This is a genomic window from Actinomadura viridis, assembly GCF_015751755.1.
GTDB classification, from domain to species: domain Bacteria; phylum Actinomycetota; class Actinomycetes; order Streptosporangiales; family Streptosporangiaceae; genus Spirillospora; species Spirillospora viridis.
Genome location: NZ_JADOUA010000001.1, coordinates 3,730,782 through 3,745,375 on the forward strand (window position 1 = coordinate 3,730,782; position 14,594 = coordinate 3,745,375).

The following is a 14,594-nucleotide window of genomic DNA, read 5'->3' on the forward strand; positions in this document are numbered from 1 at the left end:
ATCTATCCCTGACCCCGGATGGGGGAACCCACGCGGCGGCGATGCCGCCGCCAAGAGCCGTTCATGATCTGGACGGGCCGCCGCGGGGGCGGGTGCGGCCCGCCCCCGCGCACAGGAAGGCCCCTCCTCCGGGTGTAGGAGCGGAGGAGGGGCCTTCCGGTCGCCGGCCAGGGCTGGTGGCCGGCGATCTTCTCGGTGGGTCTCCGTCAGCGGACACGGAACCGGGGCCGGGGGCCCGGAGACCCGGCCGGTCAGTGGAACTGCGACTCTTCCGTGGAGCCCTTGAGGGCGGTGGTGGAGGAGTCCGGCGCGATCGCGGTGCTGACCTGGTCGAAGTAGCCGGTGCCGGCCTCGCGCTGGTGCTTGACCGCGGAGAAGCCGCGGTCGACCGCCGCGAACTCGCGCTCCTGCAGGTCGACGTAGGCCGTCATGCCCTCGCGGGCGTAGCCGTGGGCCAGGTCGAACATGCCGTAGTTGAGGGCGTGGAAGCCCGCCAGCGTGATGAACTGGAACTTGAAGCCCATGTGGCCCAGCTCGCGCTGGAACTTGGCGATGGTCGCGTCGTCCAGGTGCTGCTTCCAGTTGAACGACGGCGAGCAGTTGTAGGCCAGCATCTGGTCGGGGTACTCGGCCTTGACCGCCTCGGCGAACTTGCGCGCCACCTCCAGGTCGGGCGTGCCGGTCTCCATCCAGATGAGGTCGGAGTACGGCGCGTACGCCTTGGCGCGGGCGATGCAGGGCTCGATGCCGTTGCGGACCCGGTAGAAGCCCTCGGCGGTGCGCTCGCCGGTGGTGAACTCGCGGTCCCGCTCGTCCACGTCCGTGGTGATCAGGGTCGCGGCCTCGGCGTCGGTCCGCGCGATGATCAGGGACGGGACGCCGCAGATGTCGGCGGCGAGCCGGGCGGTGTTGAGCGTCTTGACGTGCTGCGAGGTCGGGATCAGGACCTTGCCGCCCAGGTGGCCGCACTTCTTCTCGGAGGCCAGCTGGTCCTCCCAGTGCACGCCCGCGGCACCGGCGGCGATCATGCCCTTCATCAGCTCGAAGGCGTTCAGCACGCCGCCGAAGCCGGCCTCGGCGTCGGCCACGATCGGGGCGAGGTAGTGGGTGTCGCCCGAGCCCTCCGACCACTGGACCTGGTCGGCGCGCAGCAGCGCGTTGTTGATCCGGCGGACCACCGCGGGCACCGAGTTGGCCGGGTAGATGCTCTGGTCCGGGTAGGTCTGGCCGGCCAGGTTGGCGTCGGCGGCGACCTGCCAGCCCGACAGGTAGATGGCCTTGAGGCCCGCCTTCACCTGCTGGACGGCCTGCATTCCGGTGAGCGCGCCGAGCGAGTGGACGTAGTCCTCCTCGTGCAGCAGCTTCCACAGGCGCTCGGCACCGAGCCGGGCGAGCGTGTGCTCCTCCTGCACCGACCCGCGCAGGCGGATGACATCCTCGGCCGTGTAGGTCCGCTCGATGCCGTTCCAGCGCTCATCGGTCTGCCACTGCCTCTGCAGCTCCTCGGCTGCGCCCTTGAGGCGACTGTCGCTCATGATGTGCCCTTCCGTGTCGTCCCCTGGGTGCTTGTGACGACTATGCCCCGGCCGCAACCCCTTGATGAACTCGCGAGTAACAGAAGAAGTGCGAAATTTCCGCTAACATCAAGCCGTGACGACCTTGCGGCCAGAAGAACCCCTTAACTTGACGAGCGATGTCGACCTCGTCACCTTCGGGCAGCGGCTCCGGCATCTGCGGCGCGGCCGCGGCCTGACCCTGGCCGAGCTCGGCGAGCGCGTCGGCCGGGCGCCGTCCCAGCTCTCCCTGCTGGAGAACGGGCGCCGCGAACCCAAGCTGTCACTGCTGCAGTCCCTCGCCGCCGCCCTGGAGGTCCCGGTGGAGGAGCTGCTGCGCCGGCAGCCGCCCAGCCGCCGCGCGCAGCTGGAGATCGGCCTGGAGGAGGCCCAGCGCGACCCGCTCTACCGCTCGCTCGGCCTGTCCCACCTCAAGGTGAGCAAGCGGATGCCCAACGAGGTGATCGAGCACATCCTCGCGCTGTACGGGGAGCTGCGGCGCAGCCGTACCAAGCCCACCGCCAGCCCGGAGGAGGCGCGCAAGGCCAACGCGGAGCTGCGCCGCCAGATGCACGAGCGGGGCAACCACTTCCCCGAGATCGAACGGGTCGCCGCCCAGACCCTGGACGCGGTCGGCTACCGCGGCGGGGCGGTGTCGCAGGGCATGCTGATGACCCTGGTCAGCCACTTCGGGTTCGGGCTGCAGTACGTCCAGGACCTGCCCCGCTCGGTGCGCTCGATCACCGACATGCGCAACCGCCGGATCTACCTGGAGCGCGAGCAGCTGGGCATGCACACGCCCCGGACCATCCTGCTCCAGACGCTCGGTCACATCGCCCTCGACCACGACGTGCCCAAGGACTTCGCCGACTTCCTGCGCCAGCGGGTGGAGGCCAACTACTTCGGCGCCGCGATGATGATGCCGGAGCGGGCCGTCGTTCCCTACCTCCAGGAGGCCAAGGCCGCCCGCGAGCTGTCGGTGGAGGACCTGGCCGACGTCTTCTCGGTGTCGTACGAGATGGCCGCGCACCGCTTCACCAACGTGGCCACCCACCACCTCGGCCTCCAGCTGCACTTCACCAAGAACGACGAGAACGGCACCATCTACAAGGCGTACGCCAACGACGGGCTGATCTTCCCGCAGGACGAGGACGGCGCCATCGAGGGCCAGCGGATGTGCCGCGAATGGGCGGGCCGGCACGTGTTCCAGACGGCCGACCGCTTCTCGGTGTACTACCAGTACACCGACACCCCCACGGGGACGTACTGGTGCCTGTCGCACATCGACCCCAGCCACGAGCGCGACTTCGCCATCACGCTGGGCGTCCGGTTCGAGGACTCCCGCTGGTTCCGCGGCAGGGAGACCACCAACCGGGTCAAGTCGGCGTGCCCGGACGGGGACTGCTGCCAGCGCCCGCCGGTGGAGCTCGCCGAACGGTGGGAGGGCATGGCCTGGCCGTCGGCCCGCGCGCACTCGCACGTGCTCTCGGTGCTGCCGCCCGGCGCCTTCCCCGGCGTGGACGAGGCGGATGTTTACGCGTTCCTGGACAAACATGCCGCTGAGTGACCGGTGTGTTGTGTCGCTGTTAAGTTCTCGGGTCGGCTGCTCGGGGCCCGTTCCAACGGTGAATCATTCGCGGTGACATGGCGTTTCCTGGCTAAAGGACGTTTTGTCCCCCGAACGGTCCCGACGGAAGGGAGATCGCGTGCTGCCTGAGGTCGCGTCGTGGTGGCGCCGCCGTACCAGCGAGACGGCGGACTGGCCGCTGGACACCCTGCTCGCGGCGAAGGGCTCCACCCGGATCAGCGTCGTGCTGCCCGCCCGTGACGAGGAGGAGACGGTCGGCGCCATCGTCGGCGCCATCCGTGCCGAGCTGGTCGAGCAGGCCCCCCTGGTCGACGAGATCGTGGTGATCGACTCGTGCTCGACCGACCGCACCGCCGAGGTCGCCGCCGCGGCCGGCGCGGAGGTCGTCGCCCAGGACGCCGTCCTGCCCGAGCTGGGCCGGATGTCGGGAAAGGGGGAGGCGCTGTGGAAATCCCTGGCCGCCACCGGCGGTGATCTCATCGTCTTCGTGGACGCCGACCTGCGCGGCTTCTCCACCGGCTACGTCACCGGCCTGCTGGGCCCGCTGCTCACCGACCCGTCGGTCGGCTACGTGAAGGGCTGCTACGACCGTCCCCTGATCGACGGCGGGAACCGCGTCGAGGGCGGCGGCGGCCGGGTCACCGAACTGGTCGCCCGGCCGCTGATCAACCTGCACTGGCCGCTGCTGGCCGGGGTGATGCAGCCGCTGGGCGGCGAGTACGCCGGGCGCCGCGCGCTCCTGGAGCGCCTGCCGTTCGTCACCGGGTACGGCGTGGAGCTGGGGCTGCTGCTGGACGTCTTCCAGGACGCGGGCCTGGACGCCATCGCCCAGGTGGACCTGGGGCGCCGGGTGCACTCCCACCAGACCACCGAGGCCCTCGGCGCGATGTCGTCGCAGATCATGCTGACCGCCTGGTCGCGGCTCCAGCGGCACGGCCGGATGCTGCCCCTGGAGGGGCCGTCCACCGCGCTCACCCAGTTCCGGCGCGGTCCGGGCGGCCACGACGTGCGCGTCAGCGACGTCGCGGTCGGCGAGCGCCCGCCCATGGCCGACGTCCCCGGCTACGCCAGGGAACGCCGTCCCATGCTCTCCTGAACGGCGTTTCCCGCCCGGCCCTCTCCGGCCCGGCGCGCTCTCCAGCGCGCCGGGTGACTCTGGCCACCGCGTTCCCACCGGCGGCCCGCCATGGTGCTACCGTTGGTAACAGCTGATATTGGAGAAAGGGTCGAATAACGATGACGAGCACCGAGGCGACACCGTTCTCGATCGAGCCCGGCGAGGACGTGCGCGAGGTCCGGCAGTGGGTGCACGAGTTCGCCCGCGACGTGATCCGTCCCGCCGCCGAGGAGTGGGACGAGCGGGAGGAGACGCCCTGGCCGCTGATCCAGGAGGCGGCCAAGGTCGGGCTCTACTCGCTGGACTTCTTCGCCACCCAGTGGCTGGAGCCCACCGGCCTGGGCATCCCGGTCGCCTTCGAGGAGCTGTTCTGGGGTGACGCCGGCATCGGGCTGTCGATCGTGGGCACCGGATTGGCCGCCGCCTCCATCGCGGCCGTCGGCACCCCCGAGCAGACCGCCGAGTGGGTCCCGCAGATGTTCGGCACGGCCGACGACGTCCGCCTGGGGGCCTTCTGCGCGTCGGAGCCGGACGCGGGCAGCGACGTCGGCTCCATCCGCACCCGTGCCGTCTACGACGAGGCCAAGGACGAATGGGTGCTCAACGGCACCAAGACCTGGGCCACCAACGGCGGCATCGCCGACGTCCACGTCGTCGTGGCGTCCGTCCACCCCGACCTGGGCAGCCGCGGCCAGGCCAGCTTCATCGTCCCGCCCAACACCCCCGGCCTGAAGCAGGGCCAGAAGTTCAAGAAGCACGGCATCCGCGCCTCCCACACCGCCGAGGTCATCCTGGAGGACGTGCGCGTCCCCGGCGCGCTGATCGTCGGTGGCAAGGACAGGTTCGACGAGCGGATCGCCCGGGTGCGCGAGGGCAAGAGCGCCAAGGGCCAGGCCGCGATGAAGACGTTCGAGACCACCCGCCCGGCCGTGGGCGCCATGGCCCTGGGCGTCGCCCGCGCCGCCTACGACTACGCCCTGCAGTACGCCCAGGAGCGCGAGCAGTTCGGCCGGAAGATCGGTGACTTCCAGGCCATCGCCTTCAAGCTGGCCGACATGAAGTGCCAGGTCGACGCCGCCCGCCTCATGGTCTGGAGGGCCGCCTGGATGGCCCGCACCGGCAAGGACTTCGGCAGCGCCGAGGGGTCCATGGCCAAGCTGATGGCCAGCGAGGCCGCGGTCCGCGTCACCGAAGAGGCCATCCAGATCCTCGGCGGCAACGGCTACACCCGCGAGTACCCGGTCGAGCGCATGCACCGCGACTCGAAGATCTTCACCATCTTCGAGGGCACCAGCGAGATCCAGCGCCTGGTCATCGGCCGCACCATCACCGGCCTCCCCGTCCGCTGACCCCTGACCAGCGGATTCACGGCCTCCGCGGAGGCGCGGCCCGGCCGGCTGTACGGAGCGCCTGGCCGGGCCGGATCGTCCGCTGACGGGGGAGATGCGGCTATTGGTTTCCTCAAAAATCGTGAGAGGGGTGATGGGCTGGGCGCCAAATTCAGGAAAAGTGCGGAGCGCGTCCGGGCGGAAGGCGGGATCAGTAGCCGGACGGCCGGGCGGGGTCGGAGTCATGGGTCTCGTCACCGCGGAGGGGCGGGTTGAACACGCAGATCAGGCGCATGCCGCTGGTGCTCGACAGGCGGTGCTCCTCGCCCTTGTCGGGAGCGTAGAGCGTGCCGGGCTCGAGATCCCAGGCGTCCGCGTCGGTCTCGACGCGGCCGCTGCCCTCGATGCAGTAACAGGCTTCCAGGTGGCGGTCGAATCTCAGGCGGGTCACCGTGCCGGGCCGCACGTAGGTGTCGGTCACGGCGAAGCCCCGCCCGTCCGCGGCGACGACCAGGCGACGGCTGGTGCCGTTGCCCCAGTCGGCGTCGTGCGCCGTGCCGATGACGTCGTTGAGGGTACGGATGAGCATGCTCTGTCTCCTGTCAGCTGGTGGGGTGATTCATGGTCGCCGGCCTCTACTCGTCGGCGACGGCCGCCAGGGCCTCGAACGTCCGATCCACGTCCTCGACCGAGTGGTAGTGCACGAATCCCGCCCGCACCAGGCCCTCCGACTGGGGGACCCCCAGCGCTCCGACGGTCTCGACGGCGTTGTTGTGGCCGGACGACACGAACACGCCCATCGCCGACAGGCGCTTCGACACCTCCTGCGGGGGAACCGAGCCGACCGACATGGCGAAGGTCGCCTCCCGTCCCTCGACCGTGCGCTTGCCGTGCAGCCGGATCGCGGGAGTGTTCTCGATCGCCTGCAGCGCCCTTTCGCGGAGGACCCGCTCGACCCGCTGGATCTCCTCGAACCCCACCTCGCCGAGGTAGCGCAGAACGGCGGCGAGGCCGGCGATGCACTCGAACGACGGCATTCCGGTCTCCCACCGGCGGGGTCCGGCCGGGGGCGCGGGACGAATCCGGTCCGGGGTGAGCCGCTCCAGCAGTTCGGGCCGGGCGGAGAGCACGCCCATGTGCGGCCCGAAGAACTTGTACGGGGAGCAGATCTGGACGTCGATGCCCCACTCCGACTGCCGCAGGGGGAAGTGTGCCGCGGCCGCCACGCCGTCCGCGTAGGTGACCGCGCCCGTCGCCCGGGCGGCCTCCACGAACGGGCGCGGGTCGACGGTGGTGCCGATCAGGTTCGACGCCCTGGTGAAGGCGATCAGTTTCGTCCGGTCGTCCACCGCGCGCTCCAGCGAGCGCGGGTCCAGTTCGTAGGTGGACGGGTCGAGCGTGACGAAGCGGACTTCGGCGCCGGTGCGTTCGGCGATGGCGAGCCAGGGGGCGACGTTGGCGTCGTGGTCGAGCTGGGTGCAGACGATGACGTCGCCGGGCTCCAGCGTGCGCTCGAACGCCCGGGCGAAGTGCCATGTCAGCGACGTGGAGTTGAGCCCGTAGACGATCCCGCCCGGATCGCCCCCGAGGAAGTCCGCGACCCGGGCACGAGTGTCCTGGACCAGTTCGGCGACCTCGACCGACGTCGTGTACACGCGGCTGGGACTCGCGTTCCCCTGCCGCTGGTAGGCCGCCATGGCCTCGATGACCGCTTCGACGACCTGAGTCCCACCGGGCGCGTCGGCGTGTACGAAGGGCCGGCCGTCCGGCCCGACCCGCTCCAGTCCGGGAAAGCGGACCGGCGGGGATTTCTGTGATGCCGCAATCATGCCTACATCGTGATCGGCAGCCGATTGTGCTGTCCAATACATGATCCATCTCGCTTTGATAGGATTTTTAGATGGAACTCCGGCAGGTCCGCTATTTCGTGTCCGTAGCCCGGCACCTGCACTTCACCAGGGCCGCGAGCGAATTGCTGGTGGCCCAGCCGGCGCTGTCCTCCCAGATCCGGCAGCTGGAGACCGAGCTCGGCGTGCGGCTGTTCGACCGGAGCACCCGTAAGGTGCGCCTGACCGACGCGGGCCAGATGCTGCTGCCCTACGCGCAACGGATCATCGCGGAGACCGACGACGCGCGGGCCCGGCTGCGGGACATGAGCCAGCTGGGGGTGGGGACGATCACCATCGGCGCGCAGCAGTCGCTGAACGCGAGCGGCGCACTGCCCGCGGTGCTCGTCGAGTTCCAGCGCCAGTATCCGGGCGTCGACATCATCGTGCGGGAGGAGAAGGCCGACGCGTCGCTGGCCATGCTGGCCGCGGGCGACATCGACCTGGCACTGGTCATGCTCGAAGGCCACGAGGACCTGGACTCGATGTCGGTGGAGCCCATGTTCGACGAGGTCCTGGTGTTCGTGGTCAGCGCAGGACACCGGCTGGCCGGGCAGGAGGTCCTGCTGTCAGACCTCATGTCGGAGCAGTTCATCGCGTTCAACGAGGGCGCCGGCCTGCGCCGGATCCTCGTCCGGACGTGCGTGGACGCCGGTTTCCAGCCCAGGATCGCCTACGATTGCAGCGCCCTGGGCAGCATCCGTGCGATGGCCGCCGCCGGCCTGGGGGTCGCGCTCCTGCCGCTGGCGTCGGTGCACGCCCCCGGTCCTACGGTGGCCATCCTGAGCATGGATCGCCGGCCGCAGCGGACGATCTCCCTCGTCCGCTCGGCGACGCGCTACCGCACCGTCGCCGCGAACGCACTGGCGGAACTGCTCCGCGAGCGCCTGAGCCCGGCCGCCTGAGGCGGTCGCGCCCGCCCCGTGCGTCCGCCAGTGCGTCCGTGGTGGTCAGGCGCGCGCGCTCAACCGGGCGCCGAGGGCCAGGATCGACGGTTCCGTGCCAGGCCGCCCCAGGATCTGCCGCGGCCCCTCGGGTGTCGGCACCGCGAACGCGGGCCACCCGAGGGCGTTGGCGATCGGGGTGATGGACAGCAGGCGCTCCGAGGTGGTCAACGTCCCGTCCCGGTAGTCGCGCATCACCTCCGCCACGGTGGGCGCTTCGCCGGGGAAGACGGGCATCACCACGAGGTCGACGTCGCGCAGACGTCTGTCGAACTCGTCCCGCCAGCGGTTCAGGACCTTCTCGGCGGCGGGCACGTCGCCCACGGGGCGGGACATCTTGGTGTGGAGGTCGTCGCCGTACTCCTCGGGCGTCTTCGCGGCCTGCGCCTTGTGGATCGTGTACGCCTCGTGCCGGAAGAGCACCCAGTGCGCGTCGAGCGGCATCCCGGTGGGCTCGAGGTCGTCGAACTCCTCGACCCGCAGATCGGTGACCGGCGGCAGGGCCGATATCCCCAGAACACGCTGGATCAGCGCGACGTCCCGCGCGAAGTAGCCGATCGAGTCGTTGCGAGGGGAGAGAGGGTGGACGCCGCTCATGCTGACGGCCCCGTTGGCGCACTTGAAACCGAAGATGCCGCAGCATGCCGCGGGTATGCGGACCGATCCGCTGGTGTCCGTGCCCACCCCGAGATCGCAGACGCCCGCGGCGACCGCGACCGCCGATCCGCCACTCGATCCGCCGGGAGTGCGGTCGGGATCCGCCGGAGTCCGCATCATTCCGTAGTGGGGGTTGTAGCCGCTGACTCCGTAGGCGAACTCGTTGAGGTTCGTCTTGCCGAGGACGATGGCGCCGTCCCGTTCGAGGCGTGCCACGAACGGGGCGGTCGTGGTGGGAGTGTGGTAGCGGTAGCGCGGAGAGCCGTAGGTCGTGCGCAGGCCCGCCGTGTCGATGAGGTCCTTCACCGCGACCGTGACGCCGCTGAGCCGGCCGCCGGGCTCGGCGCTGGCCCGGCGTACGGTGGTGTCGGGATCCACCGTGATGAACGCGCCGAGGTGGGGATCGATCCGATCGAGCGCGGCCAGGACCTTCGCCCTGGTCGAAACGGTCACGTCGCTAGTCTCCATGACTGATGGCGGCGAGGAACTGCCGCGTCCGCGAATGGGTGGGGGCGGTGAACATCTGCTGGGGCGATCCCTCTTCGAGAATGCTTCCCTCGTCCATGAATACCACCCGGTGCGCCACCCGGCGGGCGAAACCCATCTCGTGACTGACGATGATCATCGTCATACCCTCCGCGGCCAGGGCGGCGATGACGTTCAGCACTTCATTGACCAGTTCCGGATCGAGCGCGGAGGTCGGTTCATCAAAGAGGATGACCTCCGGTTCGAGGGCCAGGGTACGGGCGATGGCCACCCGCTGCTGCTGGCCGCCGGACAATTGATGCGGGTACTTGTCCGCATGGGTTTCCATCCCCACCTTGGCCAGAAGGCGCAATCCGTACTCGCGCGCCTGGGCCCGGGACACCGATCCGAAGTGGCGGGGTGCGAGGGTGACATTGTCCAGCACCGTGTAGTGCGGGAAGAGCTCGAATCGCTGGAACACCATGCCGACCCGCCGGCGCTGGTCGGCGACGCGCCGTTCGGGTTCCGGCCGCGGGCCGGTGGCTCCGGCACGGTAACCGAATGGTTCGTCGTCGAGCAGAACCGTGCCCGCGTCGATGGTCAGCAACCGGTTGAGGCAGCGCAGCAGGGTGGATTTCCCGGATCCGGACGGGCCGATGAGGACGCACACCTCGCCGCGCCGGACCGCGAAGTCGACCTTGCGCAGGATCTCGCGGCCGCCGAGGTTCTTGCTCACCTGGCGCGCCTCGAGCACCACGGGCCCGAGCGGTGGGGCGGCGGGCCGCGGGGCGGGAACGGTCGCCGGCGCGGTCTCCGCTCCGGCCCTGCCGGCCTCCGCCGCGGCCGGGGCCACCGGGGCCACCGGGGCCTCGGCGGCCGCACGCGCGCGGCGGGATTTGCGTGGACGCCATACGTCGAGCCGCGCCTCCAACTGGTTCTGGAGCGTGCTGAACAGGGTCACCATGGCCAGGTAGACGATGCCGATGACGGTCAGCGTCTCCAGGATCCGGAAGTTCAGGCTGTAGATGCGCTGACCTGCCAGGGTGAGCTCGACGAACGAGATCACCGACACCAGCGAGGTGTTCTTGAGGTTCGACACGTACTCGTTGCCGAGACCGGGGATCGCGATCCGGAAGGCCTGCGGCACGATCACGAACCGCTGCAGCGCCCGGCTGCCGAACCCCAGCGCCCGCCCGGCGTCCCGCTGCTCCGGGCCCACGGCCTTCAGGCCCGAACGGAAGACCTCCGCCATATACGCGGATCCGCTCAGGGTCAGGGCCACGAGTCCAGCGTTGAACGGATTCGACAGGAAGCCGCGTGATGCCGGTATGGCCTGCGGCACGGCGTTGTAGATGAAGATGATGAGAAGGAGCAGCGGTACGCCGCGAAAGAACCAGACATAGACACCGCCGGTCCGGCTGCTCACCCGGAAGCCGGACTGTTTCACCAGGGCCACGCCCAGCCCCAGGATGCCGGCGAGGACCCAGCTGACGGTGGCGAGCAGCAGCGTCGCCGCCGCCGCCCGCCAGACCCCGCCGTCGGCGAAGAGCCCGATTGCGTAAGACCAGTCGAACTGCATGTTATTGATCACTTGTCTCCGGCGATCGCCTTCTTCACGAGTTCGGGATCGGGATTCTCCAGGCCGTAACGCTTGAGGAGCTCGTCCATCCGTCCGGAATTCCGCAGATGCTGGATCGCCTCTTCGAAGGCGCGGCGCACGTCGGGCCGGTCCTTGCGGACGCCGATTCCGGCCGGAACCGGGTACAGCGGGGCCGGGTTCGACGCTTCCAGCTGCAATTCGGAGAACTGCTTGACGCGATGCGTCACGATCGAGTGGTTGCTGAAGAAGACGTCCGAGCGCTTCTGGGCCAGGTCGCGCGTCGCCTCGACGTCGGAGGGGAACGATTTGGCGGTCACGGGGCTTCCCTTGGCCTTGCACTGCCCGGCGAGGTCGCCGGTGACGAGTTGCTCCTCGAATCCGCCGGCGAGCACCGCGACGGTGCGCCCGCACAGATCCGTGGCGGCCTGTGGCTTGAAGTTCTCGTTCTTTCGGACAAGGAAGCCCGACCCCGTCTGCGCGTACGGGACCATATCGATTTTCTCCGCGCGTTCTTTGGTGATGTAAAGGACCGAGACCACGGCGTCGTACCGGCCGGCCTCCAGGCCGGTGACGAGCGACGCGAACCGGGCGTCGACCAGTTCGGGCCTGAGGCCCATCAGTTCGGCGACGGCCTTGTCGAACTCGACGTCGAAGCCCTTCTTCTCCGTGCCCTCGAAGTAGTCGAAGGGCGCGCCCTGGAAGTCTGCGGCGATGGTGAGGCGGCCGGGATTGACCAGCTGCTCAGGCGGCTTGACCTGGGCGTTCGCCGGCCGCTCCTGCGTCTGGTTGCCGCCACAGGCGGCGACGCTTCCCAGCAGGAGTACGGCGGCGACCAGTCGCGACAATCGATGCATGGAGCCTCCTAGATCGTGAGTGCTGCAAGAGTCGCCATGGCAGCACTCAATCGTCAAATACATGACCTCTCTTACACTTATTCCGTTTGCATATGAAACGGACCGTACGGGTCTCATTGCTTTGAGTTATCGTGTGAGGAACCGCTCGGTGGACGCCCTGTGATCACGCGCCTGCGGTTCGCGATGGATCTCAGCTTTGACGACGGGGCGCTGTCGAAGCGTCGCCCATTGTCACCGCACTCTCCGGTCGGTGGCGGATCAGGTGGCGGACCGCGCGTGACGGCGCGGGCGGCGCCAGGCGATCAGATGGGCGCGCCGGATCGAGATCCTCGGACCTTACGATCGGGATCGGAGCCGCCGGACCGGTCATCCGGCACTCCGGCCGCCGGTCGTGCGTGGCCGGCGTTCGCCGCCACGAGGGAGCCGCCCGCGAGGAAGGGGAGCGGGCGGCGCATGAATGGTCCTCGACGAATTGGATGAGCGGCCGTACGACCTGAGGCGTCCCTAATCCTCCGAGGACTCCGAGACGTGCTGGAGAAGGCCGTAGACGAAACACGCCTCCATTCGCCGCCCTTCGATCTGGAAGGGCACGACGTGCCAGTACGCGTTGGGCATTCTGTTCTCCTCCCAGCCGAAGAACGCCTGAGCCTCGGGCAGCAGGACGGACCAGGGGCGCAAATGGTCCGGTGACCGCATCGGCTCGCCCGACCTGCGTACGAACCGCCGGTTGAGTACGTATTGCCCAATGGGTGTGTCCATGGTCGTGTGCTCGAGCCAGAAGTCGGGCCAGAGGGGAAGGGAGAAACGGTGTCGAGAGGGGCCACCGCTGACCGGATCGCCCAGAATCGCCGACAGGTCCGCGATCTTCTGCGATTCCAGCGCGTTCCACCGGCCGGCCTCCTCCAGCAGGTGAGCCGGCGGATCGTCGTAAGGCGCCGGCGGACTCAGGGGAGCCTCCGGGGCCAGACGGCGCATGTCGTCGAGCAGGGCGAGCTGGTAGCCCTCCTTGGTCAGCGTTCGAGGGGGACGCGGTTCGGGGTCGGCGTACGCTTCGCAGGACCAGCACCACCACGGCTCGGGTCCGCCCATGCACGAGCCGGTGAAGTAGATCTCGCGACGTTCGTGCCGCCGGTACGGCTCGTCGCTGGCCGGCATGCCGTACTCCACCGGGACCAGCGCCCCGCCGCACCGTTCGCACCGTGGGTTCATGACCCCTCAGACGCCACCGGCGCCCCCGGTGTTCGGCTTCCCATGATCTTTGCGTTGAGGCTTCGGGACCGGGCCGGTGGAGCGGCGCGGCAGGCCGGTCAACGACCGCGGTGACCGCGCGTGCGCCAGTTGCCGCGGGCCTGGGCGATCGTGACCAGGGCGGCGAGGGCGCAGGCCGGTACGGCGAGCGCGCCATAGCCGCCGGCGGACAGGAGCACGGTGGAGAGCAGGCTCGCGGCCGCCGCGATGGTCCATACGGCGGCGTCGACCGCGCCCTCGACGTGCGGTCGCTCCGGCTCGGGCAGGTCCCGGGCGAGCTGCCCGCTGCCGCCGACGAAGCAGAGGTTCCATCCGTACCCCAGCAGGAAGAGCGCCACGGAACGTACGGGGGCGGCGGCGGCCAGCCCGGTCGAGAGGATGAGGAGGAGCAGGCCGCCGAGCATCACCGGCCGGGCGCCGAAGCGGTCGAACAACCGGCCCGTGACCGGCGACAGCGCGAACATGCCCAGCGTGTGCCCGGCCAGCGTCATCCCGACCGCCCCCAGCCCGTGGCCGTGCATGTGCATGTCCAGCGGCACCGCCGTCATGACCGCGACCATCACGACCTGCGCCGTGACCATGACCGCCAGCGAGGAGCGCGCGACCGGGGTACGGGCCAGCTCGCGCAGCGGCAGGCGCGGCGGGGCGGTCCGTTCCGCGCGTGCGGGCGCCCCGGCGGAGAAGGCCGCCGCTCCGGCGCACGCGAGCAGCACCAGCACGAAGGGCCCGGCGAACGACGTGAAGCCCATGCCGGCGGCCGCGTCACCGGTCGGATCGAGCAGCAGCGGGCCGCCGACGGCCCCGATGGCCGCGGACCACACCACGAGCCCGACCGCGAACCCGCGCCGCCCCGGCGGATACAACTCGGCGGCGGCGTAACGCGACAGCTGCGCGCCCGCGTTGCCGAGCCCGAGCAGCAGCATCCCGGCGACCAGGCCGATCATGTCGCCCCGGGTGACCCCGGCGACGGCGAGACAGGCTCCGGCCGCCGCCGCGACGTACCCGAGGACGAGGGCGCCGCGCCGGCCCGCGCGGTTGGTGAGCCGGGTCAGGACGATCGCGCCCGCGCCCGTGCCGATGATTCCCGCCGTGACCGGCACGCCGCCCCAGCCCGCGCCGAGCCGGTCCCCGGCGACCAGCGTGCTCGCCGCGCTGGCCACCGCCATCGCCGCGTTCATCAGGGCGGCACCCGAGCACAGCGCCGTCATCGGGCGCGACCGGCGCGTCCCACGGTTCTTTCCCACGTCGATGACCATGGTGTTCAATCTAGAAACCCAAGAGCCGCAGCTGAATGGGCGATGCTTGGTATTCGGCCCTGTGTGCTTCTACTTTGAAAGGACTTATGCGAGGAGGA

At 69.8% G+C, this 14,594-nt stretch carries 12 protein-coding genes; 4 read left to right on the forward strand and 8 right to left on the reverse strand.

Translation table 11 applies throughout. The features are described from left to right. Positions 1-251: 251 nt before the first annotated feature. The gene (gene aceA / locus IW256_RS16870; protein ID WP_197011895.1) at positions 252-1,535 is read right to left on the reverse strand and encodes an isocitrate lyase; all 1,284 of its coding nucleotides are present in this window, start codon (positions 1,533-1,535) and stop codon (positions 252-254) included. 148 nt (positions 1,536-1,683) lie between these two features. On the opposite strand from aceA, the gene IW256_RS16875 reads away from it, so the two are divergent. The 3 genes from IW256_RS16875 to IW256_RS16885 all read left to right on the forward strand — a co-directional run bounded on the left by IW256_RS16875 (position 1,684) and on the right by IW256_RS16885 (position 5,607). After that, positions 1,684-3,120: an XRE family transcriptional regulator gene (locus IW256_RS16875; protein ID WP_197011896.1), complete on the forward strand. Its 1,437-nt coding sequence runs from the start codon at positions 1,684-1,686 to the stop codon at positions 3,118-3,120. Positions 3,121-3,259: 139 nt separating this feature from the next. Continuing rightward, positions 3,260-4,237, forward strand: a complete 978-nt coding sequence (locus tag IW256_RS16880; protein WP_197011897.1) for a glucosyl-3-phosphoglycerate synthase — start codon at positions 3,260-3,262, stop codon at positions 4,235-4,237. 140 nt (positions 4,238-4,377) lie between these two features. Then, complete coding sequence (locus IW256_RS16885) at positions 4,378-5,607, forward strand: acyl-CoA dehydrogenase family protein (RefSeq protein WP_197011898.1); 1,230 nt, start codon at positions 4,378-4,380, stop codon at positions 5,605-5,607. Positions 5,608-5,797: 190 nt separating this feature from the next. Here the strand turns inward: IW256_RS16885 and IW256_RS16890 are convergent, their stop codons facing one another. After that, positions 5,798-6,175: an ectoine synthase gene (locus IW256_RS16890; RefSeq protein ID WP_197011899.1), complete on the reverse strand. Its 378-nt coding sequence runs from the start codon at positions 6,173-6,175 to the stop codon at positions 5,798-5,800. Between the two features lie 46 nt (positions 6,176-6,221). After that, a complete protein-coding gene (locus tag IW256_RS16895) occupies positions 6,222-7,415 on the reverse strand; it encodes an aminotransferase class V-fold PLP-dependent enzyme (protein ID WP_197011900.1) in 1,194 nt (397 codons plus the stop codon). Between the two features lie 71 nt (positions 7,416-7,486). On the opposite strand from IW256_RS16895, the gene IW256_RS16900 reads away from it, so the two are divergent. Further along, on the forward strand, positions 7,487-8,377 hold the full coding sequence (locus tag IW256_RS16900) for a LysR family transcriptional regulator (protein WP_197011901.1): 891 nt from the start codon (positions 7,487-7,489) through the stop codon (positions 8,375-8,377). Positions 8,378-8,422: 45 nt separating this feature from the next. On the opposite strand, the gene IW256_RS16905 is transcribed toward IW256_RS16900, so the two are convergent. The 5 genes from IW256_RS16905 to IW256_RS16925 form a co-directional block, all read right to left on the reverse strand. Further along, positions 8,423-9,526, reverse strand: coding sequence for an amidase (locus IW256_RS16905; RefSeq protein WP_197011902.1), 1,104 nt, complete (start codon positions 9,524-9,526; stop codon positions 8,423-8,425). Between the two features lie 4 nt (positions 9,527-9,530). Continuing rightward, positions 9,531-11,117, reverse strand: a complete 1,587-nt coding sequence (locus IW256_RS42240; RefSeq protein WP_197011903.1) for an amino acid ABC transporter permease/ATP-binding protein — start codon at positions 11,115-11,117, stop codon at positions 9,531-9,533. Positions 11,118-11,125: 8 nt separating this feature from the next. Further along, positions 11,126-11,992, reverse strand: a complete 867-nt coding sequence (locus tag IW256_RS16915; protein ID WP_197011904.1) for an ABC transporter substrate-binding protein — start codon at positions 11,990-11,992, stop codon at positions 11,126-11,128. 504 nt (positions 11,993-12,496) lie between these two features. Next, positions 12,497-13,147 carry a hypothetical protein gene (locus IW256_RS16920; protein ID WP_197011905.1) on the reverse strand — a complete coding sequence of 217 codons (651 nt, stop codon included), beginning with the start codon at positions 13,145-13,147 and terminating at the stop codon, positions 12,497-12,499. Positions 13,148-13,299: 152 nt separating this feature from the next. After that, positions 13,300-14,496 carry an MFS transporter gene (locus tag IW256_RS16925; RefSeq protein ID WP_197011906.1) on the reverse strand — a complete coding sequence of 399 codons (1,197 nt, stop codon included), beginning with the start codon at positions 14,494-14,496 and terminating at the stop codon, positions 13,300-13,302. Between the last annotated feature and the right edge of the window lie 98 nt (positions 14,497-14,594).

Bases quoted from the DNA above. Each gene is read 5' to 3' on its own strand.
- IW256_RS16900 (WP_197011901.1), top strand. From the start codon at position 7,487: ATGGAACTCCGGCAGGTCCGCTATTTCGTGTCCGTAGCCCGGCACCTG.
- IW256_RS16915 (WP_197011904.1), bottom strand. From the start codon at position 11,992: ATGCATCGATTGTCGCGACTGGTCGCCGCCGTACTCCTGCTGGGAAGC.
- IW256_RS16920 (WP_197011905.1), bottom strand. From the start codon at position 13,147: ATGCCGGCCAGCGACGAGCCGTACCGGCGGCACGAACGTCGCGAGATC.
- IW256_RS16895 (WP_197011900.1), bottom strand. From the start codon at position 7,415: ATGATTGCGGCATCACAGAAATCCCCGCCGGTCCGCTTTCCCGGACTG.
- IW256_RS42240 (WP_197011903.1), bottom strand. From the start codon at position 11,117: ATGCAGTTCGACTGGTCTTACGCAATCGGGCTCTTCGCCGACGGCGGG.
- IW256_RS16890 (WP_197011899.1), bottom strand. From the start codon at position 6,175: ATGCTCATCCGTACCCTCAACGACGTCATCGGCACGGCGCACGACGCC.
- IW256_RS16885 (WP_197011898.1), top strand. From the start codon at position 4,378: ATGACGAGCACCGAGGCGACACCGTTCTCGATCGAGCCCGGCGAGGAC.
- aceA (WP_197011895.1), bottom strand. From the start codon at position 1,535: ATGAGCGACAGTCGCCTCAAGGGCGCAGCCGAGGAGCTGCAGAGGCAG.
- IW256_RS16925 (WP_197011906.1), bottom strand. From the start codon at position 14,496: ATGGTCATCGACGTGGGAAAGAACCGTGGGACGCGCCGGTCGCGCCCG.